This window comes from Kitasatospora sp. NPDC023118 (assembly GCF_055560875.1).
Genome location: NZ_JBVHHW010000016.1, coordinates 134,407 through 159,387 on the forward strand (window position 1 = coordinate 134,407; position 24,981 = coordinate 159,387).

21 protein-coding genes are annotated in these 24,981 nt (G+C 73.4%); 10 read left to right on the forward strand and 11 right to left on the reverse strand.

The genetic code is table 11. From position 1 onward, the window contains the following. Positions 1-103 precede the first annotated feature (103 nt). From ACZ3UD_RS22085 to ssd, 4 genes are all read right to left on the reverse strand, one after another. A complete protein-coding gene (locus ACZ3UD_RS22085; protein ID WP_465590153.1) occupies positions 104-1,114 on the reverse strand; it encodes a type II secretion system F family protein in 1,011 nt (336 codons plus the stop codon). 19 nt (positions 1,115-1,133) lie between these two features. After that, complete coding sequence (locus ACZ3UD_RS22090) at positions 1,134-1,283, reverse strand: hypothetical protein (protein WP_465590155.1); 150 nt, start codon at positions 1,281-1,283, stop codon at positions 1,134-1,136. Beyond that, positions 1,280-2,545 carry a TadA family conjugal transfer-associated ATPase gene (locus ACZ3UD_RS22095; protein ID WP_465590159.1) on the reverse strand — a complete coding sequence of 422 codons (1,266 nt, stop codon included), beginning with the start codon at positions 2,543-2,545 and terminating at the stop codon, positions 1,280-1,282. The genes ACZ3UD_RS22090 and ACZ3UD_RS22095 overlap by 4 nt, the downstream gene beginning before the upstream one ends. 83 nt (positions 2,546-2,628) lie before the next feature. Further along, positions 2,629-3,753: a septum site-determining protein Ssd gene (ssd, locus tag ACZ3UD_RS22100; RefSeq protein ID WP_465590162.1), complete on the reverse strand. Its 1,125-nt coding sequence runs from the start codon at positions 3,751-3,753 to the stop codon at positions 2,629-2,631. An 825-nt stretch (positions 3,754-4,578) separates the two neighbouring features. Here ssd and ACZ3UD_RS22105 point away from each other — a divergent pair. Beyond that, entirely contained in the window at positions 4,579-5,376 is a 798-nt protein-coding gene (locus ACZ3UD_RS22105) for an HAD family hydrolase (RefSeq protein ID WP_465590326.1), read from the forward strand. A 348-nt stretch (positions 5,377-5,724) separates the two neighbouring features. Here ACZ3UD_RS22105 and ACZ3UD_RS22110 read toward each other — a convergent pair whose 3' ends face one another. Next, positions 5,725-6,615, reverse strand: a complete 891-nt coding sequence (locus ACZ3UD_RS22110; protein WP_465590165.1) for a Fic family protein — start codon at positions 6,613-6,615, stop codon at positions 5,725-5,727. A 218-nt stretch (positions 6,616-6,833) separates the two neighbouring features. Here ACZ3UD_RS22110 and ACZ3UD_RS22115 point away from each other — a divergent pair, with 218 nt between their 5' ends. The 7 genes from ACZ3UD_RS22115 (at position 6,834) to ACZ3UD_RS22145 (ending at position 17,004) form a co-directional block, all read left to right on the forward strand. Then, complete coding sequence (locus tag ACZ3UD_RS22115; RefSeq protein ID WP_465590168.1) at positions 6,834-7,865, forward strand: ATP-binding protein; 1,032 nt, start codon at positions 6,834-6,836, stop codon at positions 7,863-7,865. A 426-nt stretch (positions 7,866-8,291) separates the two neighbouring features. Beyond that, entirely contained in the window at positions 8,292-10,667 is a 2,376-nt protein-coding gene (locus tag ACZ3UD_RS22120; protein ID WP_465590171.1) for a SulP family inorganic anion transporter, read from the forward strand. Between the two features lie 242 nt (positions 10,668-10,909). Next, positions 10,910-12,892 carry an acetate--CoA ligase gene (gene acs / locus ACZ3UD_RS22125; protein ID WP_465590173.1) on the forward strand — a complete coding sequence of 661 codons (1,983 nt, stop codon included), beginning with the start codon at positions 10,910-10,912 and terminating at the stop codon, positions 12,890-12,892. A gap of 469 nt (positions 12,893-13,361) precedes the next feature. Further along, on the forward strand, positions 13,362-14,738 hold the full coding sequence (nhaA, locus tag ACZ3UD_RS22130) for a Na+/H+ antiporter NhaA (protein ID WP_465590176.1): 1,377 nt from the start codon (positions 13,362-13,364) through the stop codon (positions 14,736-14,738). 232 nt (positions 14,739-14,970) lie between these two features. Next, a complete protein-coding gene (locus ACZ3UD_RS22135; protein WP_387615760.1) occupies positions 14,971-15,447 on the forward strand; it encodes a phage holin family protein in 477 nt (158 codons plus the stop codon). A gap of 99 nt (positions 15,448-15,546) precedes the next feature. After that, positions 15,547-16,590 carry an alpha/beta fold hydrolase gene (locus tag ACZ3UD_RS22140; protein WP_465590180.1) on the forward strand — a complete coding sequence of 348 codons (1,044 nt, stop codon included), beginning with the start codon at positions 15,547-15,549 and terminating at the stop codon, positions 16,588-16,590. A gap of 204 nt (positions 16,591-16,794) precedes the next feature. Next, a complete protein-coding gene (locus ACZ3UD_RS22145; protein WP_465590183.1) occupies positions 16,795-17,004 on the forward strand; it encodes a hypothetical protein in 210 nt (69 codons plus the stop codon). A gap of 37 nt (positions 17,005-17,041) precedes the next feature. Here ACZ3UD_RS22145 and ACZ3UD_RS22150 read toward each other — a convergent pair whose 3' ends face one another. From ACZ3UD_RS22150 to ACZ3UD_RS22175, 6 genes are all read right to left on the reverse strand, one after another. Further along, a complete protein-coding gene (locus ACZ3UD_RS22150; RefSeq protein WP_465590186.1) occupies positions 17,042-17,743 on the reverse strand; it encodes a metal-dependent hydrolase in 702 nt (233 codons plus the stop codon). 142 nt (positions 17,744-17,885) lie between these two features. After that, positions 17,886-19,070 carry a MarP family serine protease gene (locus tag ACZ3UD_RS22155; protein WP_465590189.1) on the reverse strand — a complete coding sequence of 395 codons (1,185 nt, stop codon included), beginning with the start codon at positions 19,068-19,070 and terminating at the stop codon, positions 17,886-17,888. A 46-nt stretch (positions 19,071-19,116) separates the two neighbouring features. Further along, on the reverse strand, positions 19,117-19,851 hold the full coding sequence (locus tag ACZ3UD_RS22160; RefSeq protein WP_465590192.1) for an NUDIX hydrolase: 735 nt from the start codon (positions 19,849-19,851) through the stop codon (positions 19,117-19,119). Further along, entirely contained in the window at positions 19,848-20,834 is a 987-nt protein-coding gene (gene nth / locus ACZ3UD_RS22165; RefSeq protein ID WP_465590195.1) for an endonuclease III, read from the reverse strand. The genes ACZ3UD_RS22160 and nth overlap by 4 nt, the downstream gene beginning before the upstream one ends. A 192-nt stretch (positions 20,835-21,026) precedes the next feature. After that, entirely contained in the window at positions 21,027-21,527 is a 501-nt protein-coding gene (locus ACZ3UD_RS22170) for a MarR family winged helix-turn-helix transcriptional regulator (RefSeq protein ID WP_465590198.1), read from the reverse strand. A gap of 41 nt (positions 21,528-21,568) precedes the next feature. Beyond that, a complete protein-coding gene (locus ACZ3UD_RS22175; protein ID WP_465590201.1) occupies positions 21,569-23,182 on the reverse strand; it encodes an FUSC family protein in 1,614 nt (537 codons plus the stop codon). Positions 23,183-23,346: 164 nt separating this feature from the next. Here ACZ3UD_RS22175 and ACZ3UD_RS22180 point away from each other — a divergent pair, with 164 nt between their 5' ends. Together ACZ3UD_RS22180 and ACZ3UD_RS22185 are read left to right on the forward strand one after the other, a co-directional pair. After that, on the forward strand, positions 23,347-24,135 hold the full coding sequence (locus ACZ3UD_RS22180) for an alpha/beta fold hydrolase (RefSeq protein ID WP_465590204.1): 789 nt from the start codon (positions 23,347-23,349) through the stop codon (positions 24,133-24,135). Between the two features lie 226 nt (positions 24,136-24,361). Next, positions 24,362-24,913 carry an RraA family protein gene (locus ACZ3UD_RS22185; RefSeq protein ID WP_465590207.1) on the forward strand — a complete coding sequence of 184 codons (552 nt, stop codon included), beginning with the start codon at positions 24,362-24,364 and terminating at the stop codon, positions 24,911-24,913. Positions 24,914-24,981: the final 68 nt, after the last annotated feature.

Here is a 24,981-nt window from a genome sequence, read left to right on the forward strand (position 1 = left end):
CAGGCGGACGCCCGCCGCCTGGCCCTGCCCCGCACCGGCGCCACCACGGTCGCCGCTGCCGCCACCACAGCAAGCCCGGCCACCGCCCACTCGAAGCCCCACATCACCCCGCCCCCGCTCCCCCGCCGAGCGCCCGCGCCCACATGAGGCCTCGACGCCCGCCGCGGCGCTCCCTCGCCCCCGGAGCCTGAGCAGCGCCCCCGGACCCCCGAGGAGGCTCCAGCGCTCCCCGGGCCGCCGCCCGGACGATGCGGGCCGTCCAAAGCACACCCAGCCCCTCCAGGGCCGCGCCCGCCACGAGGCAGCCCAGCCCGGCCGACGTGTGCAGCAGGACGTCCAGCGGACGGGCCCCGAGTGCGCCGCCCAGCAGCAGCCCCACGCCCGGTAGGGCGGCCAGGACGGCGATCGTCGTCCGCGGCCCGGCCAGTTCCCCGGCGATCTCCTCCGCCAGCGCCCGCTCACCGCGCAGCGCCTCCGCCACCCGGTCCAGTGCGGCGGCCAGCCCCGACCCACCGTCGGAGGCGACTCGCCAGCAGGCCGCGATGGCCACCGCCCCGCTGCCGCCCGGCAGTTCGGCCAGCAGCTGGAACGCGGCGGGGACGTCCCCGCCGTAGCGGCCCGCCGCCAGCCGGGCCACCGGCTCCTCGCCGAGCCGGCGCAGCCCATCCGGGTCCGCGGCGAGCCGGGCCGTGACCAGGTGCAGTGCCCTCTCCGGCGTCGAGCCGCCGCGCAACTCACCGGCCAGCGCGGCGCAGAGCTCCACCACGGCCGCGGCCCGCCGCCCGGCCTCCGCCGCCATGCGCCGCCGCAGTCGCCACTTTCGCAGCGGCAGGACGGCCAGCACGGTCGCGAGTACCGGCACCGGCGAGGAGACGGCCTGCCCGGCGGCCAACCCCACCGGCAGCAGCAGCAGTTCGGGCGCCCGCAGCTCCGGGAGCCAGGCCCTCGCACGCCCCGCCGCCTCCGGGCCCGGCCCACCCACCGGAGGCCCGCTGCCCGCCAGCACCAGTCTGGAACGCCGCCCGCCCGGCAGCTGCTCCTGCACGGCCCGCCACGCGGCGGCCGCCAGCAGGAACAACACCGCCGTCCAGCAAAGCGCAAGTTGACTCCGCATCACACCACCACCGTCCATGTCATCGCCCCTTCCTGCCCCAGGTCCCGAGCAGTGCCAGCGCGGCCACCGCGCATCCGGTCAGCAGCACCACGAACCCGAGCTCCACCAACCGCAACTCCCGCGCCGCCTCGCCTGCCGACAGTGCTGCCGCGATCCTCACCGCGCTCACAACGGCCCCACCCCGGGCGACACTCCGAGCGCCACCCCGCGCGCCGCTAGCAAGCCGACGAGCCGTTCCCAGCCCGCCCCGGGCACCAGGCCGCCCGTCGCCGGAAAGGCCACCGCCGCCGTGGTCACGGCCAGCCCGTCGCGGTCCCCGGCCAACGTGTGGATCTCCGCCACCCGGCGGCGGCCCGAGCCCGGATCCCGGCCCAGGTGCACCACCACGTCGAGCGCGGCCCGCAGTTGGCTGTGCAGCGCCGGCCGGTCGAGCCCGGCGAGCGAGCCCAGCGCCTCCAGCCGGACCGGCACGTCCGCCGCCGTGTTGGCGTGGACGGTGCCGCAGCCGCCCTCGTGCCCGGTGTTGAGCGCGGCCAGCAGGTCCGACACCTCGGCCCCGCGGACCTCTCCGATCACCAGCCGGTCCGGCCGCATCCGCAGGGCCTGCCGGACGAGGTCCCGCAGGGTGAACTCGCCCAGGCCCTCCTGGTTGGGCGGTCTGCTCTGCAGCCGGACCACGTGGGGATGGGCCGGTCGCAGCTCGGCGGAGTCCTCCGCGACGACGATCCGCTCGTCCGGCCCGACCAGGCCGAGCAGCGCCGCGAGCAGCGTGGTCTTGCCCGAGCCCGTCCCACCGGAGACCAGCAGCGACAGCCGGGCCCGCACGATGCCGGCCAGCAGGTCGGCGCCCTCCGGCGGCAGCGCCCCGCCCGCCACCAGCTCGTCGAGCGTGAACGGCCGAGGCCGGCAGACCCGCAGCGAGATGTGGGTGCAGCCAGCCGCGATCGGCGGCAGCACCGCGTGCAGCCTGGTGCCGTCCGGCAGTCGGGCGTCCACCCAGGGCCGGGCGTCGTCCAGGCGCCGCCCGGCCGCGGTGGCCAGCCGATGGGCCAGCCGCCGCACCGCCTCGGCGTCGGCGAAACGGACTCCGGTGGCGCGGTGCAGGCCGCCGCCACGGTCGACCCACACCTCGTCCGGACCGTTCACCAGGACGTCGGTGACGTCCGGCGCCGCCAGCAGCCGGTCCAGCGGGCCCGCACCCACCAGTTCGGCGCGCAACGAGCGCACGGTGTCCAGTACCTCGTCCCCGCCGAGCGGCGGCCGGGTGGCCCGCAGCACGGCCGCGACCGAGCCCGCCGTCGGGTCGGCCCCCGACTCGGCCAGCCGCAGCCGCACCGCGTCCACCAGCTCCGCCGTCCGCTCCTCGCGGGCCGTCCGGCCGTACGGGCAAGACCCGTGCCCGGCCTGCGGCGGTCCGCCGGGCGGCGGCACGCTTCTGAGCGGCCGGTGCTCCCGCGCACCGTCGCCCGGGCCCGGGGCACCGCCCCGAGGGCTTGTTCTGCGAAGACGGACCATCAGTACACACCTCCTCCGATCGCCGGCACCGGCGGCAGCACCTCGTTCAGGAAGGTCGCGCAGAAGCGCGCGAGCGGGCCGCTCTCCCGGATGCCGGGCGGGACGCCCTTCTCGACGTCCTCAGCGAGGCCTGGCTCGGGTTCCAACTCCCCGGCCAGATCGAGCCGCAGCCCGCGGGCGATCCGGTGTGCCGGGAGCCCGCCGGCCCGCACCGGCCGGACCACGGCCCGGACGTCCCCGAGCCGCATCCGGGCCGCCGCCGCGACCCGGTCGGCGGCCGCCACGGCGCGCAGTTCGGCCGGGACCACCAGCAGGGCCAGATCAGACTGCTCCAGCGCCTGCCCGGCGGCCGCGTCGAGATGGCGCGGCACGTCGACCACCACCAGCCCGCCGCGCCGCCGGGAGGCGGCCAGCACGCTGCGCATGGCCTCCGGCGGCACCGTCAGGGTGTCGCCGCGGTCCCAGGACAGGCAGGACAGCGCGGAGAGCCGTTTGAGCGCCGGCAGCGCGCGGGCCAGCTCGGCCCCGCTGACCCGCCCGCGCGAACCCGCCAGGTCGGGCCAGCGCAGCCCGCGGGCCGTCTCACCGCCGAGCAGGATGTCCAGGCCCCCGCCCAGCGGATCGCCGTCGATGAGTATGGTCCGCCGGCCCGTGCGCGCGGCCGTGACCGCCAGGGCGCAGGCCAGCGTGGAGGCCCCGGCCCCGCCCCGGCCGCCGAGCACGGCGACGGTGACCGCCGGGGAACCGGCGCCCTCGGCCGCGTCGGCGATCCGGTCGAGCAGCCAGGCCTCGGCATCGGGCAGGAACAGCACGTGCTCAGCGCCGAGTTGGACCGCTCTGACCCACACCCCGGGGTCGTCCAGGTCCAGCCCGAGCAGCAGCACCCCGCCGCGCCTGCCCAGTCCGGCGCAGCGCTCCGCCTGGTCGTCCCCGACCAGGATCAGCGGGGCGCCCTCCCACAGCTCACGCGTCGGCGGCGCGCCGCGGATCAGTCGAGGCTCGGTGCCCGCCGCCGCGCAGAGCCGCAGCAGGTGCTCGGCCAGGCCCTCGTCCTCGGTAACGACGAGCGGCCCGGCGGCCCCGGGGCCCTCGGTGGTGAGGTGGTCGGCGATCGGCGTCGACATGGTGTTCTCCCCTCTGCGCCGCCGGCCACCAGGGGCGGGGCGCGCTTCGGACGGTTGCGGCGGACGGTCGCCCGGCAGACCTCCGGAGAGGAAGGGGATGAGGCCCTGCCCGGCGACCGCCGCCGACCATCACGGTGGGGGGAGATCCGGATTCCGTCATCCACGTTCCGATTGCCTGTGGATAACTCGTGGGTTGTGGATGAAAACGTTCACCCGGGCGGGGGGCTAATCGGCGAAGAATTGACGAAAGGGGGTCACGGAGATGAACCGGCCACTCACCGCACCCCGGCCGAACACTCTCCCGACACCCCCCTCGCAGCCTTCCGCGCACCCCACCGCGACGCTCCGGCGGAGCCGATCGGAACCAGCCGCACGGGCCGTGTGAGCCACGAGCAAACGGCAACGCAGAGTGACGAAAGGTGGTGGACGGACCGAGCTGTCGACACCCCCTGTACACCGCCGGCCGGGCGGTCACGGAAGCCACCGCGAAGGGCTTTCAAGCCCTGAAATGGCCCCGGACGTGCGACGACCCCCGCCGGGGGGGAGAGCGGGGGTCGTCTATCCACAGCCCGACTCGGGGGGGAGGAGCCGGACCGGGTTAGCACGGTCGCGAACGATCCGTGACTTCCATGGTGTACCCGAGCGGCCAGAAACACAAACCCGCACGCCCGCGAGTACGCCGAATGGCGGGGTGTTTTGTGGCTCCCTCTATCCTCGGTTCCCGTGGACACCACCGAGAACGCCGACGACCACGCCGACGAGTCCCAGGGCGGCACCACCGGGCCCGGGGAACCGGTCGCACCCGCCCACCCCCGGCCGAGCGGGCTGCGCACGGCCGCCTTCTTCGACCTCGACAAGACCATCATCGCCAAGTCGAGCGCGCTGGCCTTCAGCCGCCCGTTCTACCAGGGCGGTCTGATCAACCGTCGGGCGGTACTGCGCAGCGCGTACGCGCAGTTCGTCTTCCTGGTCGGCGGCGCGGACCACGACCAAATGGAGAAGATGCGCGAGTACCTCTCCGCGCTCACCCGGGGCTGGAACGTCCAGCAGGTCCGCGAGATCGTCGCCGAGACGCTGCACAACCTGATCGATCCGATCATCTACGACGAGGCCGCCTCGCTGATCGAGCAGCACCACGCGGCCGGCCGGGACGTGGTGATCGTCAGCAGCTCCGGCTCCGAGGTGGTCGAGCCGATCGGCGCGCTGCTCGGCGCGGACCATGTGATCGCCACCCGGCTCCACGTCGAGGACGGCTGCTACACCGGCGAGATCGAGTACTACGCCTACGCCGAGAACAAGGCCGCCGCCATTCGGGAGTTGGCCGAGACGGAGGGCTACGACCTGGCCCAGTCGTACGCCTACAGCGACTCGTCCACCGACCTGCCGCTACTGGAGGCGGTCGGCCACCCCTCGGCCGTCAACCCCGACCGCGCACTGCGCAAGGAGGCGCAAGTGCGGGAGTGGCCGGTGCTGGTCTTCGACCGTCCGGTGGAACTGCGGCGGCGGCTGCCCGAGTTCTCCGCGCCGAGCGGTTCGGTGCTGACCGCGGTGGCGGTCGGGACGGCCCTCGTGACCGCCGGGGTCATCTGGCACCTGGCCCGCCGACGTCGCCCCGCCGCCTGAGGCCTCGGATCAGAACAAAGTCCACCAAAACGGGCAATCGACACAGACTTCTCGTTTCGGGTTCCCCTTTCGGCCGAAACGCGATACAAATGAAGCACGGCCCGCGAGACCCGGTCAGGACCGAAGAGGTCAAACCGACAACGCAGTTCAGGCCCACGGACCGCGCGTACAGATATCCGAGCACCCACATGCAGCCGACCCGCTGTCGGGCCGCCGGACCAGACGAACGGGCAGGATCCCCGTCTGATCGGCACTTCCGGTGCATGCTTGGTCACCCGGAATCTGCACCAGCGGCGGCACCCAGCAGGATCAGGTGCCGCCGCATCCTCTTGCCCGCGGGCGCCCCGCTCAGACCATCCCGCGCTGCATCGCCTCGCAGACCGCGGTGCTCTCGCGCACGCCGAGCCGCAGCGCCCGCCCGCAGTGCGCGATCCAGGCCGCCATGCCCTCGGGCGTGCCCGCCCGGTAGCCCGCGAGGGCCCGCCGGTAGGCGTCGGTGCCCAGCTCCGCCAGGCCGACCTCGGCCGGGCAGATCGACTTCGGGTCGAGCCCCTCGGCGATCAGCACGATCCGCTGGGCGGCCCGCGCGATCACCCCGTTGTATGCACCGAACGGCCGCAGAGCGAGCAGTTCGCCGTGCACCACCGAGGCGACCACCAGGGCCGGCGTCCCCACGCCGTGGCCCTCCGCGCGGGCCACCAGCAGCCGGGAGAGCTGGTCCAGCCGGGCCGCGACCTCCTCCGCGCCCGGCGCGGGCGGCAGCACGGGCGTCGGCCCGCCCGCGGTGTCGACCTCGACGCTGTCCACCGGCTTGAGCTCCAGCGGGAACAGCTCCTCGGCGACTTCCCCCGCCCGTCGCGGCCGACCGGCGGCCGGGTCGGCGTCGCCGACCGCGAGCAGGTGCAGCCGTGCCAGCACCTGCAGCGGCGAGTGCCGCCAGACGCTCAGCAGCTGGCCGGCCTCGGCGGCGATCCGCAGGGCCGCGCCGACCGTCCGGGCCTCGGCGTCCGCGCCGAAGTCGGTGCGGCGCCGGACCTCCTCCAGCGGCCAGTCGGCTCCGGCCACGGCCGCCGACGCGCGGGCGCCGCGCAGCGCGGACTCGGAGGTGACCTCGGCCGCGCGGCGGCGCATCACCCGGTGGCCGTAGAGCCGGTCGACGGCCTTGCGCACCTCGGCGACCGCGTCGGGCACTCCGGGGAGCTGGGCCAGCGGGGCGAGGGGATCTGTTCCAGTGCTCACCTACCCGAGAGTAATGAACAGGCGGCCCCTCCCGGAACAGCAACCCCGCATCACCCGTTAGAGGCAATCCTCAGTTCCCTCCCCCGACGAGACCCAAACCCCGGCTAGCATAGCCACTATCGGAGACGATAACGATTTCCAGTTAGGGCCGCTCGGCACGCGCGTCCCCCGAGCACGCGGCCCACCCCCAGGACCCAGAGCGAGAGCCGGAGCCCCAGATGAAGATCGCCTTCGTCGGAAAGGGCGGCAGCGGGAAGACCACGCTGTCCGCACTGTTCATCCGCCACCTGGCCGCCATCGGCCGGCCGGCCATCGCCGTCGACGCCGACATTAACCAGCACCTGGGCCCCGCCCTCGGCCTGACGGACGCCCAGGCCGCCGAACTGACCTCGCTCGGCGCGCACCTGCCGGAGATCAAGGAGTACCTGCGCGGCAGCAACCCGCTGATCCGCTCGGCCGATGAGATGATCAAAACCACGCCGCCCGGCCGTGGTTCGCGCTTGCTGCGGATCGTCGAGGAGAACCCGGTCTACGCCGCCTGCGCCCGCCCGATCGCGCTGGACGAGGGCTCGGTCCGGCTGCTGGCGACCGGCGCGTTCACCGAGGAGGACCTCGGGGTGGCCTGCTACCACTCCAAGGTCGGCGCGGTGGAGCTGCTGCTCAACCACCTGGTGGACGGCCCGGACGAGTACCTGGTCACCGATATGACCGCGGGCTCCGACTCCTTCGCCTCCGGCCTGTTCACCCGCTTCGACCTGACCTTCCTGGTGGCCGAGCCGACCCGCAAGGGCGTCTCCGTCTACCGCCAGTACCGGGACTACGCCCAGGACTTCGGCGTGCAGTTGCGAGTGATCGGCAACAAGGTGCAGGGCCCGGACGACCTGGCCTTCCTGCGCCGCGAGGTCGGCGACGACCTGCTCACCACCTTCGGACAGTCGGATTGGGTGCGCCGCCTGGAGCAGGGCGCCGAGCCGCCGCTGAAGTCGCTGGAGCCGGCCAACCGGGCGGTGCTGGAGCTGTTGCGGGCCGAGTCCGAGGCGGCGTACGGGCGGCGCGACGCGCGCCGGTACACCGAGCAGGCGGTGCTCTTCCACCGGCGCAACGCGGAGAGTTGGGCCAACGCCAAGGTCGGCATCGACCTGGCGACCCAGGTGGACGAGGACTTCGTGCTGGGCGAGCCCGCGGGCGAGTTCGCGGGCGAGTTCGCGACCGCCGGCGGGCAGGCCACCCCGGCGGGGGCCACCGCCTGACCCCACCACGAACAGAACGGGCCGTCGCCTCCCCCTCACCCGGGGGAGGCGACGGCCCGTTCGCCATCTCGGCCACGTTCCGCGCCACCAGCAGATTCCCGCCGGTTCGAACACCACCCAATGGGGTGAATCAGGGGGTTTTCCACTTCCCACCGGAAAGGACGCTGTGCAAAGCTTTCATTACTCTCGGTTTACCGAGTCTTGATGGTCCGTCCCGACGGCCCTCGGCGAGACATCCCGCACCTCGCCCGGGCCCCTGGCGGGCCTGATGGTCAACGCCGGTCGGTGACACCCGCATTCCCCCGCCGCGCCCACGCCATCCCGCCACACCGTCGCGACCCACGACAGCCGATCCGCCCCGGAGCTCCAACCCGGACTCACCGCCGGACCTGACTGCGTTCGTTCCCCCGGACAGACGGGAAGACCATGACCCTCGACATCTCCAGTGCACCCATCGCCTCCGACACCACCGACCACGCACCACCGGGCCCCAACTCCCGGGTCCGCTGGGCTCAGGACCTCTCCGCCTCGCTGGTGGTCTTCCTGATCGCCGTGCCGTTCTCACTCGGCATCGCGCTCGCCACCGGCGCCCCGCTCACCGCAGGGCTCGTCGCGGCGGCCGTGGGCGGCATCGTGGTCGGACTGTTCGGTGGCACCCCGCTCCAGGTCAGCGGGCCCTCCGCCGCCTTGACCGTGATCACCGCCGGGCTGGTCGCCCAGTACGGCTGGCAGGCCACCTGCGCCGTCACGGTCGCCGCCGGTCTGCTCCAACTCCTCCTCGGCGTAGGCCGGGTGGCCCGGACGGCGCTCGCCGTCTCGCCCGCGATCGTGCACGGCATGCTGGCCGGGGTCGGGCTCACCATCGCCATCGCGCAGCTGCACGTGGTCCTCGGCGGCTCCCCGCAGAGCTCCGCGATCGCCAACCTCCTCGCCCTACCCGGGCAGTTGGCCGGTCCGCACCCGCCCGCGCTGCTGGCCGGCACGGTGACCGTGGCAACACTGCTGGGCTGGCCCCGGCTCGGCCGATTCCCGGGCCGAGCGGGCGAGTTGGGCGCCCGCCTGGTCAAGGTGCCCGGCCCGCTGGTCGCCGTGGCCGTCGCCACCGCACTTGCCCTCGCCCTGGACCTGCGGCTCGCCCACATCCAACTGCCCGCCTGGCAACCGCGCTCGCTCGTGCCCGCACTGCCGCACGGTTCGCTCACCGGGGTGCTCGCCGCCGTCCTCACCGTCACCGCCGTCGCGAGCGTGGAGTCGCTGCTGTCCGCCGTCGCGGTCGACCGGATGTCCCGGCGCACCGGTGACCTCGACCGTGAACTGCGCGGGCAGGGCCTCGCCAACACGGTCAGCGGCCTGGTCGGCGGACTGCCGATCGCCGGCGGCGCCGTACGCAGCACCGCCAACGTCCGGGCCGGCGGGCAGACCAAGTGGGCCTCGGTGCTGCACGGCGCCTGGGTGCTGGTCGCCGCGCTGGCACTGACCGGCGGACTGCGCCGGATCCCGCTGGCGGCCCTGGCCGCGCTGGTGCTGGTGGTCGGGCTGCAGATGGTGAGCTTCGCGCACATCCGCAAGGTGCACCGGCACCGGGAGTTCCCGGTCTACCTGACCACGGTGCTCGGCGTGGTGGGCTTCGGGGTGCTGTGGGGCGTGGGGCTCGGCGCGGGCACTGCCGTGCTGCTCGCGCTCTACCGGCTGACCCGCGCCCATGTGGACGTCGAGCCCGGCCCTGACGGCTCGGTCACCGTCCAGACCCACGGGCCGCTCACCTTCACCGCCGTCCCCCGGTTGAGCCGGGCACTGGCCTCGATCCCCGCGGACGCCGAGGTCACCGTGGTGCACGACGGCTCCTTCCTGGACCACGCCGCGTACGAGACGCTGCACAACTGGCGGGCCGGACACCAAGCCGCGGGCGGCCGGGTCTCGATGGTGACGCGGCGCCCGGACGAGGAGGTGCTCGACCCCGACGGCACGGTCCGCGCGGGCAGTTCGCCGGGCCCGCACCGCTGCCGGGCCTGGACGCCCTGGGTCGGCCACCACTGCATCGAGCAGCAGGAGGACCCGCACGGCCGGCTGCTGGACGGCGTCCGGGTGTTCCAGCAGCACACCGCCCCGCTGATCCGGCCCGAGCTCGCCCGGCTGGCCCGGGAGGGGCAAACGCCCTCGCAGCTCTTCCTGACCTGCGCGGACTCCCGGATGGTCACCAGCATGATCACCAACAGCGGCCCGGGCGACCTGTTCACCGTCCGCAACGTGGGCAACCTGGTGCCGGCCCCCTTCGAGCCCGGCGCGGCCGACGACTCGGTGGCCGCCGCGGTGCAGTACGCGGTGGAGGCGCTGGAGGTCCGCTCGATCACGGTCTGCGGGCACTCGGGCTGCGGCGCGATGAAGGCCCTGCTGGACGGTGTGCACGAGCGCCCCGGGCCGCCCACCCCGCTGGCCCGTTGGCTGCGCAACGGCCGCGGCTCGCTGGACCGGCTCCGGCGGGCCCCGGCCGAGTTCGCCGACCGGCCGGTGGTGGACCTCACGGAGCAGCTCTGCATCACCAACGTGGTCCAGCAGTTGGATCAGCTGATGGCGAACCCGGCGGTGGAGCGCCGGGTCGAGGAGGGCGCCCTGCGGCTGGTCGGGATGTACTTCGACTTCGCCACCGCCCAGGCCTACGTCCTGGACCGAACCGCCGGGACGTTCAGCCCGATCGAGGCCCGCACGGAGGACCGGCCCGACGGGGTTTCGGCCGAACGGGTGAGACAGGACGGCCGGGTTCCGGCCGAGGGCAGCGGGGAGGGTCCCCAGCTGGCCGCCTGAAAGCCGGGTCCGTGTCCCCGCCGGGCGGGCCGGGGCACGGGCCCACCTGCCGCTGCGCGTTCTGCCGCCCTGGTGCGGCGGAACGCGCGGTCGGCCGTTCGACGATCGATCAAAGGTCTACACCAATTACCAGGAGCCTCTTGTCAAGTGCCCCGTTCGCCTGGTGAGCTGTGCGCTGGGACACACGGGACGATCCCCACGCACGGGATCGCCCCAGATCATGACTCGATGAGGAGTGCGCGTTGAGCAACGAGAGCCTGGCCAACCTGCTCAAGGAGGAGCGGCGCTTCGCCCCGCCGGCAGAGCTCGCCGCAGCCGCCAACGTCACTGCGGCCGCGTACGCGCAGGCTTCCGAGGACCGTCTGGGCTTCTGGGCCGAGCAGGCCAGCCGCCTGAGCTGGGCCGTCGAACCGACCGAGACCCTCGACTGGTCCAACCCGCCGTTCGCCAAGTGGTTCGCCGACGGCAAGCTCAACGTGGCCTACAACTGCGTCGACCGCCATGTCGAGAACGGCCTGGGCGACCGGGTCGCCATCCACTTCGAGGGCGAGCCCGGCGACAGCCGCTCGATCACCTACGCCCAGCTCAAGGACGACGTCTCGCAGGCCGCCAACGCGCTGCTGGAGCTCGGCGTCCGCAAGGGCGACCGGGTGGCCGTCTACCTGCCGATGATCGCCGAGGCGGTCGTCGCGATGCTCGCCTGCGCCCGGATCGGCGCCACCCACTCGGTGGTCTTCGGCGGTTTCTCCGCCGACGCCGTGGCCTCCCGGATCCAGGACGCCCAGGCCAAGCTCGTCATCACCGCCGACGGCGGCTACCGGCGCGGCAAGCCCTCCGCCCTCAAGCCGGCCATCGACGAGGCGCTCACCAAGGTCGACGGCGTCGACCACGTCCTGGTGATCCGCCGCACCGGGCAGGAGACCGCTTGGACCGAGGGCCGCGACGTCTGGTGGCACGAGATCACCGCTCGTCAGTCCACCGAGCACACCCCCGAGGCGCACGACGCCGAGCACCCGCTGTTCATCCTCTACACCTCGGGCACCACCGGTAAGCCCAAGGGCATCCTGCACACCTCGGGCGGCTACCTCACCCAGGCCAGCTACACCCACCACGCGGTCTTCGACCTCAAGCCGGAAACCGACGTCTACTGGTGCACGGCCGACATCGGCTGGGTCACCGGTCACTCGTACATCGTCTACGGCCCGCTCTCCAACGGCGCCACCCAGGTCATCTACGAGGGCACCCCGGACACCCCGCACCAGGGCCGGTTCTGGGAGATCGTCCAGAAGTACGGCGTGACGATCCTCTACACCGCGCCGACGGCGATCCGCACCTTCATGAAGTGGGGCGACGACATCCCCGCGAAGTTCGACCTGTCCTCGCTGCGGGTGCTGGGCAGCGTCGGCGAGCCGATCAACCCCGAGGCCTGGATCTGGTACCGGGAGCACATCGGCGGCGGCAAGTGCCCGATCGTGGACACCTGGTGGCAGACCGAGACCGGCGCCATGATGATCAGCCCGCTGCCGGGCGTCACCGAGACCAAGCCGGGCTCGGCCCAGCGCGCCCTGCCGGGCATCGCGGCCACCGTGGTCGACGACGAGGCCAACGAGGTCCCGAACGGCTCCGGCGGCTACCTGGTGCTCACCGAGCCGTGGCCGTCCATGCTCCGCACCATCTGGGGCGACGACCAGCGCTACATCGACACCTACTGGTCCCGCTTCGGCCCCAGCCAATCCGCGCCTGGCGGCGGGTGGCGCTACTTCGCCGGTGACGGCGCCAAGAAGGACGAGGACGGCGACATCTGGCTGCTCGGCCGGGTGGACGACGTCATGCTGGTCTCGGGCCACAACATCTCCACCACCGAGGTCGAGTCGGCCCTGGTCGGGCACTCCTCGGTGGCCGAGTCCGCCGTGGTCGGCGCGACCGACGTCACCACCGGCCAGGCCATCGTCGCCTTCGTGATCCTGCGCGGCGGCGTCACCGAGACCCCGGAGCTGGTCGAGGAGCTGCGGGCACACGTCGGCCGCACACTCGGCCCGATCGCCAAGCCGAAGCAGATCAAGGTGGTCGGCGAACTGCCGAAGACCCGCTCCGGCAAGATCATGCGCCGCCTGCTGCGCGACATCGCCGAGGGCCGCGAGGTCGGTGACACCACCACCCTCGCCGACAGCACGGTGATGAGCCAGATCCAGGCCCAGCTGCCGCCGTCGGGCGGCAACAGCTGAACCCGCTGAGCGCCGGCTGAACACGCCGACGCGGTGACCGGGGCCCCGGGCGGACGCCACCGCCCTGGGCCCCGTCGTCGCCCGGTTCGGGCATGGCGATGCCGCGACCGGGCATGGCCATGCCTCCAGCAGGAAGACAGGGCGAATCACGCCGACCCGGACCGGGCGGCGCCCACGATCGACGATAGGGAGGCGTTCACGACGATAGGGAGGCGTTCACCCGACTGCACGCGGCTGAGGCCGTTCGAGTGTCGGGCGGTTGCTCCTCAGGAATGCAGAACCAGCCCCCAGGGCTTAAGTCCTTGAATAGGACAATCCGGAAGTCACTCGGGCGTCCCGTTAGACTGTTAAGGACGCATCAAGATCCTTCAGTAGGAATCCGGGCGTCACAGGGCGCGCCGGGAAGTCTGGTCGGCAACTGCACCACCCGTGCATCCGTTGCCGCTCCCAGCCCCTCAGGAGGTCCCGCGTGACCGACCAGCCGCCCGTCCACGAGCCGACGACCCGCCGTCGGCAGCTTCTCGGCCGGCTGTCACTGCCCGAGCGCACCTTCATCACCGACGCCCTGCGCACCGAGACGGTCGGCGGCATGCTGCTGCTGGTCGCCGCCGTGGTCGCGCTGATCTGGGCCAACGTCTGGCCGCACGCGTACGAGAGCGTGCTCGACTACACCGTCGGCCCGTCCGCCCCGCTCCACCTCGACCTCACCTTGGCCGACTGGGCCAAGGACGGCCTGCTGACGATCTTCTTCTTCGTCGCCGGCATCGAGCTCAAGCGGGAGTTCGTCGCGGGCGAGCTGCGCACCCCGAGCGCCGCGCTGCTGCCGGTGATCGCCGCCGTCTGCGGCGTCGCCCTGCCCGCGATCCTGTTCTCCCTGGTCAACTCCGGCAGCGGCGGCCACCCCGGCGGCTGGGCCATCCCCACCGCCACCGACATCGCCTTCGCGCTCGGCGTGCTGGCCGTGGTGGGCAGTCACCTCCCGTCGCCGCTGCGCGCCTTCCTGCTCACCCTGGCCGTGGTCGACGACCTGATCGCGATCCTGATCATCGCGGTCTTCTACAGCTCCGGGATCAAGTTCTGGGCGCTCGGCCTGGCCTTCGCCGGCCTGGTGCTGTTCTGGTTCCTGCACCGGCGCGGGGTGAAGGGCTGGTACCTGTTCGTACCGCTGGCCGTGGTGGTCTGGGCGCTGATGCACGAGAGCGGCATCCACGCCACGGTGGCGGGCGTCGCGATGGGCCTGATGCTGCGCTGCCACCGGGAGGACGACGAGCAGCACTCCCCCGGCGAGCACATCGAGCACCTGGTCCGCCCGATCTCGGCCGGGCTGGCCGTGCCACTGTTCGCCCTGTTCGCGGCCGGGGTGTCGATCTCCGGCCCGACGCTGCGCGAGGTGTTCACCCAGGCCACCCCGCTCGGAATCGTGATCGGCCTGCTGGTCGGCAAGACGGTGGGCATATTCGGCGGCACCTGGATGGCCGCCCGGTTCACCCGGGCCGAGCTGAACCCGCAGCTCAAGTGGGCCGACCTGTTCGCCGTCTCGGTGCTCGCCGGCATCGGCTTCACCGTCTCGCTGCTGATCAGCGAGCTGGCCTTCCGGAACGACCTCGCGCTGGCCGACCGGTCCAAGACGGCCGTCCTGGTCGGCTCGCTGCTCTGCGCGCTGGTCGCCACCGTGCTGCTCAAGCTGCGCAATCGGCACTACCGCGCGCTGTGCGACGAGGAGGACCGGGACTCGGACGGCGACGGCGTCCCGGACGTCTACCAGGAGGACGACCCGGCCTGGCGGGCGCGGGTCTCCGAGACCGCCCGCCACCTGCCCGGCGAGAGCCCCGAGACGGGCCGCTGAGTCCCCGACGGGCTTCCCGCAGGCCTGCGGGAAGCCCGTCCCCGAAGGCTCGGAACGCCTCGCGCAAGCGGGACACGTCCCCCCGGCGGGGCCCCGGAGTGGTGTCCGACTGGCCGGTAGGGGCATGATTCTGAGCTGTCGACAACCCACTGACGCCTCCGGGACCCCCACCGGCACCGGAACCGCACCCGCGACGGCGTCACGCCGCAACAGCCGCAGAGGAGAACCGCTGATGCCCGCAGGAGCCGCAGACCCGTCCAGCAACGGCCGGGCGCCCTACGAGGGCGAGCGTTCGGTGGGGCAGCTGTTCGCGGCGGCCACCGCCGACCTCACCGCGCTGGTTCACGACGAGATCGCGCTCGCCAAGTCCGAGATCAAAGCGGACGTCAAGCGCGGCGTCTCCGGCGGCGTCTTCTTCGCCGTCGCCGGGGTGCTCGCCCTGGCCGCCATCCCGATGGTGAGCATCGCGATCGCCTTCTTCTTCCATTGGCTGGGGGTGCCGATGGGCTTGTCGTTCGTGCTCTCGGCGGCCGTCCACTTCATCCTCGCGGTGCTGGTCGGGCTGCTGGCCTGGCGCTTCATCAAGAAGATCCAGAAGCCCGAGCGCACCATCGAGGGCGCCCAGAAGACCGCCGAGGTGCTGAAGAACGTCCGGCCGCGCCCGGCCACCCAGGAGGAGATCGACCGGGGCCTGGGCCGCATCCCGTAACGGACCCGACTCCGCAGGACCCCGCCGGACACGTACTCGGACCCGCCGACGGCGAGTGCCGGGCACGTGTCCGGCACACGGATGTGACACGCTCTCGGTATGCCGCTTGACCAGAAGCCCGCGCCTGCGCAGCCGTCCGCCGATTCCGGCCCCGACTCCGGCCCCGAGCTGGCCCCGGAACAGGAGCCCGGGCAGGAGATCGGACCGCAGACCGGACCGCAGACCGGACAGGAGCCCGCCGAGGCCTGGAGCATCCGGCAGTCCGGCCCGTGGACGCACCGCGACCTCGCGGCCAACGGCGCCCGCTTCCACATCGCCGAGCTGGGCTCCGGCCCGCTGGTGCTGCTGGTGCACGGCTGGCCCGAGTACTGGTGGGCCTGGCGCCACCAGCTGACCGCGCTCGCCGAGGCCGGCTACCGCGCGGTGGCGCTCGACCTGCGCGGCATCGGCGGCAGCGACCGCACCCCGCGCGGCTACGACCCGGGCAACCTCGCCCTGGACATCACCGGTGTGATCCGCTCGCTCGGCGAGCGCCGGGCGCACCTGGTCGGGCACGCCTCCGGCGGCACCCTGGCCTGGGTGGCGGCGGTGATGCGCCCGTCGGTGATCCAGAGCCTCACCGTGGTCTCCGCCGCGCACCCTCGGGACCTGCGCCGGGCGCTGCTGACCGACCGCAAGCAGATGGCCGCCTTCGAGCACGTGCTGGGCTTCCAGCGGCCGTGGATACCGGAACGTCGTCTGGTGGCCGACGACGCCGCGCTGGTCGGCCGCTACCTGGACGAGTGGACCGGGCCGACCAAGCTTGACGGGACGGCGGTGCACGCGTACCGGCAGGCGATCCAGATCCCCAGCACCGCGCACTGCTCGATCGAGCCGTACCGCTGGCTGCTGCGCTCGATGGCCCGCCCGGACGGCATCCAGTTCGCCCGGCGGATGAAGAAGCCGATCACCGCGCCGACGCTGCACGTCCAGGGCGCCGCGGACCCGGTGCTGCTGTCGCACACCGCGCTCGGCGGCGGCGAGTACGTGGCGGCGCCGTACCGTTGGCGGCTGCTGCCGGGGGTCGGGCACTTCCCGCACGAGGAGGCGCCGGAGGAGTTCACGACCGAGCTGCTGGACTGGGTGGGCCGCCACAAGGACTGACCGCCCGGGGGATCGCCCAGGGGATCAGCCCCGGGATCAGCCCCGGGATCGGCCAAGGGATCACCCAGGGGATCGACCGGGCCGCCGAGGAAGGGCCTCCTTGGGCCCAACTCCCTTGCCATGACATTCATATGACAAGCACATAGGCCAATTTCGACGAACCCTTGCGGTTACCCCCACCGGCCCAGGGGCATCAATCCCGGTATGACCTGGATGCCCGATCGCGGCGGCGCCCCGCGCGCCCGACGCCACAACAGCCCCCAGCGTTCCGCGCCCCGCCCGGACTGGGCGGAGGACCTCGGCTTCGAGGGCCTCGACGGCCGTCGGCGCGGGGCGCAGCGGCAGCTCGGCATCCCGCGCATCCTCGGCCGGCGCGCCCGGTGGGTGGGCGCACGACTGCGGCGCGAGACCTGAGGCCTCGCGCCGCTTCGGCAGACTGGTCAACAGTCGGTCAGTTCGCCATAGTCGGGGACAGCGCGGTGAACCAGAGCAGGACGAAGGTCGCCACCGACATGATCGGCACCAGCACCTTGGTCTCGACGTTGTTGCCGCTGCGCTTGATCAGCACGATCTCGTAGCGCTCCTTGTGCGGCCACAGCAGCGGCGCGCCCTTCTTGGTCAGGCAGTCGCCCAGCAGGTGCGCCAGCGTGCCCAGCGCGACCGCGTACGGCAGCCAGCCGGGCGAGTTGGGCATCCAGGTGTTCATCCCGAAGGTGCCGAGCGCGGACAGGCCGATGACCGTGATCCACGCCTCCGGGCCGTTGCTCGGCGGGCAGAGCCGCAGGGCCTTGATCGCGAGCGCCAGCAGGAAGAACGTCAGCCCGAGGGTGAAGTAGCGGCCCAGGTAGGTGACGCCGGCCCAGGTGCCGCCGCCCATCAGCGCGACGAACAGCAGCGAGTGGGTGGCGTGCCGGTGTCCGCCGGAGGCCCAGGCCACGAAGCGGCAGAGCGCCTTGGAGACCGGGCCGAGGAAGTTGGCGATCGAGCCGTCGTGGTGGTCGAGGTCCGGCAGGAGGGCCGCCCCAGCGCACAGCACCGTGCCCATCAGTATGTCCGCCGGCTCCAGCTTGGTGTGCAGCAGCAGCGGGGGCAGGAACGGAGCGGACGCCGCGTACAGCATCGCCCCGCTCACCGCGTGCGAATGACCCATCATCGGACTACCACGACCTCCCGTTGAGCTCACTCCGGGGACGGCGCCCGGTTGAGCCGAACGGGTGAGCGCGGCCGAGGCTACCAGGGCGGACTGACGGTGCGACGGATCGCGCACCGGCGCCGCACCGGCCGAACAACCAGCGTCAGAGCGCGCAGCCCTGGGTGTCCACCCGGGTGTTCGCGGTGCTGCCCGCCTGCGCGTCCTCGCGCACCTCGGCCGAGGTCAGCACGTATCCGGTGTCCCCACTGTCCAGGGACTTGGCGAACACCACGCCGTACACCTGGCCGTCCGGGGTGAGCAGCGGGCCGCCGCTGTTGCCCTGGCGGACCAGCGAGCGCACGGAGTACACGTCGCGCACCACCTGGCCGCGGTGGTAGATGTCCGGGCCGTTGGCCTGGATGCGGCCGCGGATGCGGGCGGGCTGGACGTTGAAGGCGCCGTTCTCGGGGAAGCCCGCGACGATCGCGCTGTCGTTGGTCTTGGCCTCGCCCGCGAAGGTCAGCGGGGGCGCGTTCAGTTTGGGCACGTCCAGGACGGCGATGTCGCGCTGCCAGTCGTAGCGGACCACCGTCGCGTCGTACAGCTGGCCGACGCCGCCGATCTGCACGGTCGGCTCGTCGACGCCGCCGACCACGTGGGCGTTGGTCATCACCCGGTGCGGGGCGAAGACGAAGCCGCTGCCCTCCAGGGTCTTGCCGCAGGAGGTCGCGGTGCCGACCACCTTGACCAGGCTCTGCCGGGCCTTGGCCACCGTCGCGCTGTCGGCCAGCGCCGGGTCGGGCGTGTCGACCTGGGTGATCGGCTCGTGCTCGAAGGGGTTGAACACCTGCGGGAAGCCGTTGCGGGCGAGCACCTTGGAGAAGTCCGAGAACCAGTTCGGCGCGTCGCCGGGCAGCGCGCTCTGGACGCCGCCGAGGATCGCCGAGGAGCGGACCTGCTTGGAGACCGTCGGCAGGGACGTCCCGGCCAGCGCGGAGCCGATCAGCCAGGCCACCAGCAGCATCGAGATCACGTTGACCACCGCGCCGCCGGACGCGTCCAGCACCCGGGCCGGGCGGCGGTCGATGTGCCCGCGCAGCTTCCAGCCGAAGTGCGCGGTGATCGCCTGGCCGATCGCGGCGAAGGTGATCACCACCACGACGGCCACCACCGAGGCCGTGGTGCCGGGGCTGAGGTGGTCGAGCAGCAGCGGCAGCAGCTGGACGGCCAGCAGACCGCCGCCGAGGAAGCCGACGAGCGACAGGACGCCCACCACGAAGCCCTGCCGGTAGCCCGAAATGGCGAATCCGACGGCGGCGAGGATCAGCAGCACATCCAGGACGTTCACTCCGACACCCTCCCACGCTTCGCGGACCCGCCGCGTCGACGGCCCGTCACGAGGTGCCGGCGTCGCCGCCCGGCAGGGCGCGGGAGTGCTCGAGGTCACCCTGGACCAGCGCGAGTGCCTCGTCCGAGAGGTTGACGATCCGGGACGGGTCCCAGGGCAGCTCCAGGCCGCTGTGGTGCAGCACCCGGTCGATCACCCCGGCGGTGAAGCCCCAGACCAGCCGCCCGGCGACCGCGAAGGCCGGCCCGATGTGCCCGGACGGGTGCCGCAGCCGGACCCGGTTCGCCGGGTCGGCGAGGTCGGCGATCGACACCCGGAACACCGCGCCGGTCTCGCCCTGGTCCACCGGGCGCACCGGCGACTCCTCGCGCCACCAGCCCAGCACCGGGGTCACCACGAAGCGGCTCACCGGGATGTACAGCCGGGGCAGCTCCGCGAAGACCTGCACCCCGGCCGGGTCGAGGCCGGTCTCCTCCCAGGCCTCGCGCAGCGCCGCCGCGATCGGGCCGGGGCCGTCCGGGTCACCGTCCTCCGGGTCCAGCGCGCCGCCCGGGAAGGACGGCTGGCCGGCGTGCGAGCGCAGCGAACGGGCCCGCTCGATCAGCAGCACGTCCGGACCGTCCGGGCCCTCGCCGAACAGCATCAGCACCGCGGCCGCCCGGCCGCCCTCGTGCGGCGGCAGGAAGCGGCTCAGCTGCTCGGGCAGCACCCGCTCGGCCGCGTCCCGGACCGGCTGCAGCCAGGTCGGCAGGCCGTCCCGCTCGATGGCGCCCGCCGTCATGCGCCCACCGCCAGGTCCGCGACCTGCCCCTGGTGGGCGGCGGCGTCGGCCCGGGCGGCCGCCTCGCCGGGGAAGTCCGACGGCGGCTTCAGCCGTTGGCCGGGCTGGCCGCCCATCTCGTACTTGAGCAGCTTGCGGGCCTTCTCCGGGTCGGTCTCGCCCTCCCCGTACGCGGGGCAGAGCGGCGCGATCGGGCAGGCCCCGCAGGCGGGCTTCTGGGAATGGCAGATCCGGCGGCCGTGGAAGACCACCCGGTGCGAGAGCATCGTCCACTCCGACTTCGGGAAGATCTCGGCGACGGCCAGCTCGACCTTCACCGGGTCCTCCTCGGTGGTCCAGCCGAACCGCCGGGCCAGCCGTCCGAAGTGGGTGTCCACGGTGATGCCGGGGACTCCGAAGGCGTTGCCGAGGACGACGTTGGCGGTCTTGCGGCCGACTCCGGGCAGGGTCACCAGGTCGTCCAGCCGGCCCGGGACCTCGCCGCCGAACTCGTCGCGCAGCGCGATCGAGAGGCCGATCAGCGACTTCGCCTTGTTCCGGAAGAAGCCGGTCGGGCGGATGATCTCCTCCAGCTCCTCCGGGTTCGCCGCCGCCATGTCCTCGGGCGTCGGGTACCTGGCGAACAGCGCCGGGGTGGTCTGGTTCACCCGCAGGTCGGTGGTCTGCGCCGACAGCACGGTGGCCACCAGCAGTTGGAACGGGTTCTCGAAGTCCAGCTCCGGATGCGCGTACGGGTACAGCTCCGCCAGCTCGCGGTTGATCCGCCGGGCCCGCCGTACCATCGCCAGCTGCGACTCCGGCTTCCTCGGCTTCACGGCGGGCTTCGAGGCCGGTTCTACGGCGGGCTTCGAAGCCGGTTTCACGGCCGACTTCGAGGCCGGTTCTACGGCCGGCTTCACGGCTGCCCTCTTCGCGGTCGGCTTCTGAGTCGCCGCCTTGGTGGGGGCCTTGGTCGCGGTCTTCCGGGCCTTGCTCTCTGCCATGCACGAAGGCTACGCCGAGCGGCGCACCGCTTGGGGCCGATCAAGCAACGGGAACCGCCCTGCCGGGGCCGCCGCCGTCCGGTGACAGCGGTTCGGTCGGGGCGGAGAACGGATGGTCAGGGTCCTGTCAGCCAGGACACGACCGTCGCGCGGCCGGAGACGATCGCCCCGGGCCGGCGCTTCCGGGCGTGGTCACCGGAGGGTGCGGCCGATGGTGCCCTCAAGGGTGTTGAGCAGCCCGGCCAGCGCCTCGGCGAGGCGGTCCTGCTCGTCGGGGGTGAGGCCGGAGAGCAGCGCGCGGTCGTACGCGACGAGTTCCTGGATCAGGCCGTCGACCAGTTCCCGCCCGGCGTCGGTGAGCGAGAGGTGGGCGACCCGGCGGTCGCGGTCGTCGGGGCGGCGGCTGACCAGAGCGCGTTCCTCCAGCAGCCGCAGGCGCTTGGTCACGGCGGCGCCGGAGGCGAAGCTCTCGCGGGCCAGCTGGGTGGGGGTCAGCTCGCGGTCGACCCGGCGCAGGGCGCCGAGGATGTCGAACTCGGCGCGGGTGAGGCCGGCCCGGGTGAGCGGGTCGGGGGTCTGCTGGAGCAGCGCGGCGCAGCGGTTGATCCGGCCGAGGACGGCGATCGGGCCGGTGTCCAGGCCCGGGTAGGCGCGCTCCCACTGGCGCAGCACACCTGCGACGACGTCCTCCACGTGCGCTGCTCCCGTTCCGCGACCGACCCGTTCGTTCGATCCTAGACGGCTCGCACTCCGGTGCCCCGGCGCTCCAGCAGGGCCGCCAGCAGGTGGTGGGCGTGCCGCTCGGTGTCGGCGGCGCGCTGGTGCGGGAGAGCCGGGCGGCGCCACTCGCCGGTCGCGGTGTCGGCGGCCTCGCGCAGTTCCAGCAGGGCGGTGGCCAGACCGGTCCGGGCGGTCGCGGCCTCGGAGTCGGCCGCCGCGACGGCGGACCGGGCCTCGCGGGTGGCGGTCTCGGCCTCGGCCAGGGCGCGGGAGAGCCGGGCGGCGGTACGCCGGTTGGTGACCAGCAGGCAGGCGGCGAGCCCGGTGAGCGCGCCGACGCAGGTGTCCAGCCAGCGGTCGGCGACCAGGGTCCGGGCGGGTTGCAGGCCGGCGAACTCGGTCATCAGCAGTGCCATCGGGGTGACGAAGACGGTGGCCAGCCAGTAGCTGCGGGCGATCGTGGCCTCCGCGCCGAACTGGCAGAGCAGCCCGAGCACGATCAGCGCCACCGGGCCGGAGTGGGCGAGCGGCAGCGCGGCGGTGAACAGCGCCAGGCCGAGCAGATTGCCGAGCACCCGCTGCAGCGCGCGCTGCCAGGAGAGCGTGCTGTTCGCCTGGAACACCGAGGCCGCGGTGACCACCGCCCAGTACGGGCGGCCGACGCCGAGCGCCAGCGAGAGCCAGCCGGCGGCGGCGCAGCCGACCGCGACCCGCAGGCCGATCGGCAGCAGCACCGAGCCGGGCCGCAGCGCGGCGCGCGGCGAGGGCCGGGGGCCGGGCCGGCGGGCACGCAGGTCGGCGGCCTCCGCCTCGGTGAGGTCCAGCAGCGGCAGGGCGCGGCCGCGCCGCAGGTCGCGGGCCCAGGCCGCGTACCGCTCGGCGGCCGCCGGCCCGGCGGGTGCGGCGAGGGCCGCCTCGGCGTGGACGAGCAGCCGCTCGGGCGCCTCCCCGAGGGCGCGCCGCCGGGCCGGGGAGGAGAGCGCGAGGCTGTGCCGGGCCGCGTCGACCGCGCCGACCAGGGCGGTACGGGCGGCGGCGTCCGGCGCGCCGGGCGCGGTGCGCAGCAGCCGGGCGGCGGCTTCCAGCGCGCGGGCGGTGGCGATCCGCTCCGGGCCGTACGGACGCAGCGGCGCGGGGGCCATGCAGACCAGCCAGGCCAGTGCGGCGCCGAGCGCGGTGAGGGCCAGGTGCGGTGCGAGGTCGGGGAGCCGTTGGGGGACGAAGGCGCAGCTGGCGGTGGTGAAGGTGATGATCAGGCTGCCGGGCGGGCCGATCCGGGCGGCGTCGCAGAGCAGCTTGTGCAGCGCGGCGAGCGCGGCCGCCACCGCGACCAGCACGACGGCGTCGCGGGTGAGCGCGGCGGCGGTGAGGGCGGCGCCGGTGCTGAGGACCGTACCGAGCAGCACGGCGGCCAGCGTCCGGGCCCGGGCCCGGTAGGGCAGGCCGTGCCCGTACAGCGCGCCGAGGCCGCCGGCCGAGGTGTAGAGCGCGAGGTCGAGTCGGCCGAGGGCGAACAAGGTGAGGTTGAGGATGCCGAGGGTCACCACGGCGCTGAGTGCGGGCTTGTGCCAGCCGTCTCCGGGCGGACCGACCCGGAGAGCCTGCCGGAACTGGGCGGTTGGGGCCATGAAAAAAGGTTAACAGGTAATTTATCCGTGAAACACATGCCCGCGAGGAGGCACCCGCGCCCCGGCTCAGAACTCGGCGAAAAATTTCCCGGCAAGAGCGATGAGTTCTGCGGGGAGCCCCGGTCTACCCCTAGGACCGACTCGCTCGACAGAAGGAACACCCCATGAACACCGTGGTCTCCACCGACGGCACCACCCTCGCCTGCACCGTCACCGGCTCCGGCCCGGCCGTCGTCCTGGTGGACGGGGCGATCGGCCACCGCGGCTTCGACCCGGGCGTCGCGGTCGCCGAGCAGCTCTCGGCCCACCACACCGTGTGGGCCTACGACCGGCGCGGCCGCGGCGGCAGCGGGGACACCGCGCCGTTCGCCGTGGAGCGCGAGATCGAGGACCTGGCGGCAGTCATCGCGGCGGCCGGCGGTTCGGCCCGCGTCTTCGGCATCTCCTCGGGCGCCGCGCTCGCGCTGCGGGCCGCCGCCGCGGGCGTCGGCATGACCCGACTCGCCGTCTACGAGCCGCCCTTCAGCACCGAGGAGGGGCAGAGCGAGCGCTTCGTCGGGTACGTCACCGAGCTGGAGGCGGCGCTCGCCGAGGGACGGCGCGGGGACGCCGTCGCGGCCTTCATGACCGTCGTCGGGATGCCCGGGGAGATGGTGGACGGGATGCGCTCAGCCCCGGTGTGGCCGGTGTTCGAGGCGGTCGCACCGACCCTGGCGTACGACGCGGCGGCGCTCGGCGCGCGGACCGGCGCGACCGTCCCGGTCGACCTCCTGGCCGGGATCACCGTGCCGACCCTGGTCCTGGACGGCGGCGCCAGCCCGGAACTGCTGCGGGCGCCCTCCCGCGCTGTGGCGGCGGCCGTGCCGGGCGCCGAGTACCGGACGCTGGCCGACCAGACCCACGAGGTGGCGGCCGAGGCGCTGGTGCCGGAGCTGCTGAAGTTCTACGCCTGAGGCCCGGAGCCGGGCGGCCCGCTAGCCGGGGAACCGAAGAACCCGGGAGCCGGGGAGCCGAAGAACCCGGGAGTCCGTGAACCCCCGTTCACATCCACGTTCCAGTTTTCTCGCGATCCGATCATCTGCGAGTGAGGGAGCAACGAGGAAGCCTGGAACAGGACTTCGCGGACTTCCAGGACATCCCCCCACCACCCTGGCCGAGGTCCTGGGCCGCGCCCAGGTCATGGACATCGGCCTGCGCCCGCTGTGGGCGGGCATGCCCCGGGTGGCCGGACCGGCTTTCACGGTGCAGTGCCCGCCCGGCGACAACCTGATGCTGCACGCGGCGATCTACCGGGCCGAGCCCGGCTCGGTGATCGTGGTGGAGTCCGGCGACCTGGACTACGCGCTGGCCGGCGGCACCGTCTGCGCCGTGGCGCAGCGCCGGGGCGTCGCCGCCTTCGTGGCCGACGGCCTGATCCGGGACCTCGGCGAGGTGCGGGAGCTGGGCTTCCCGGTGGTCGCCCGGGGCGTCATCCCGATCCCCGGGGCGAAGAAGCAGCTGGGCACCCACGGCGCCCCGGTGCGCTGCGGCGGGGTGACGGTGGCGCCGGGCGACATCGTGGTGGCCGACGAGGAGGGCGTCGTGGTGGTGCCCGCCGCCGACCGGGCGAAGGCCCTGGACGCGGCCCGGACCAAGCTGGCCAAGGAGGCCGCCGAGACCCTGGACGGCTGGGAGACCGCCCACCGCGCCCGGATCGACCGGAGCCTCGCCGAACTGGGCTTCACCGGCTGATCCTGCGGCCGGTACGGCCCCGCCAGGCACCGGCCCGGTCAGCCCGGCCCAACCAGCCCCACCAGGTG

Excerpts from the sequence above, each read along its gene's own strand:
- ACZ3UD_RS22085 (WP_465590153.1), bottom strand. The coding sequence starts at position 1,114 with ATGCGGAGTCAACTTGCGCTTTGCTGGACGGCGGTGTTGTTCCTGCTG.
- ssd (WP_465590162.1), bottom strand. The coding sequence starts at position 3,753 with ATGTCGACGCCGATCGCCGACCACCTCACCACCGAGGGCCCCGGGGCC.
- ACZ3UD_RS22115 (WP_465590168.1), top strand. The coding sequence starts at position 6,834 with ATGAAGATCGCCTTCGTCGGAAAGGGCGGCAGCGGGAAGACCACGCTG.
- ACZ3UD_RS22120 (WP_465590171.1), top strand. The coding sequence starts at position 8,292 with ATGACCCTCGACATCTCCAGTGCACCCATCGCCTCCGACACCACCGAC.
- ACZ3UD_RS22135 (WP_387615760.1), top strand. The coding sequence starts at position 14,971 with ATGCCCGCAGGAGCCGCAGACCCGTCCAGCAACGGCCGGGCGCCCTAC.
- ACZ3UD_RS22140 (WP_465590180.1), top strand. The coding sequence starts at position 15,547 with ATGCCGCTTGACCAGAAGCCCGCGCCTGCGCAGCCGTCCGCCGATTCC.
- ACZ3UD_RS22145 (WP_465590183.1), top strand. The coding sequence starts at position 16,795 with ATGACCTGGATGCCCGATCGCGGCGGCGCCCCGCGCGCCCGACGCCAC.
- ACZ3UD_RS22150 (WP_465590186.1), bottom strand. The coding sequence starts at position 17,743 with ATGATGGGTCATTCGCACGCGGTGAGCGGGGCGATGCTGTACGCGGCG.
- ACZ3UD_RS22160 (WP_465590192.1), bottom strand. The coding sequence starts at position 19,851 with ATGACGGCGGGCGCCATCGAGCGGGACGGCCTGCCGACCTGGCTGCAG.
- nth (WP_465590195.1), bottom strand. The coding sequence starts at position 20,834 with ATGGCAGAGAGCAAGGCCCGGAAGACCGCGACCAAGGCCCCCACCAAG.
- ACZ3UD_RS22175 (WP_465590201.1), bottom strand. The coding sequence starts at position 23,182 with ATGGCCCCAACCGCCCAGTTCCGGCAGGCTCTCCGGGTCGGTCCGCCC.
- ACZ3UD_RS22180 (WP_465590204.1), top strand. The coding sequence starts at position 23,347 with ATGAACACCGTGGTCTCCACCGACGGCACCACCCTCGCCTGCACCGTC.
- ACZ3UD_RS22185 (WP_465590207.1), top strand. The coding sequence starts at position 24,362 with ATGGACATCGGCCTGCGCCCGCTGTGGGCGGGCATGCCCCGGGTGGCC.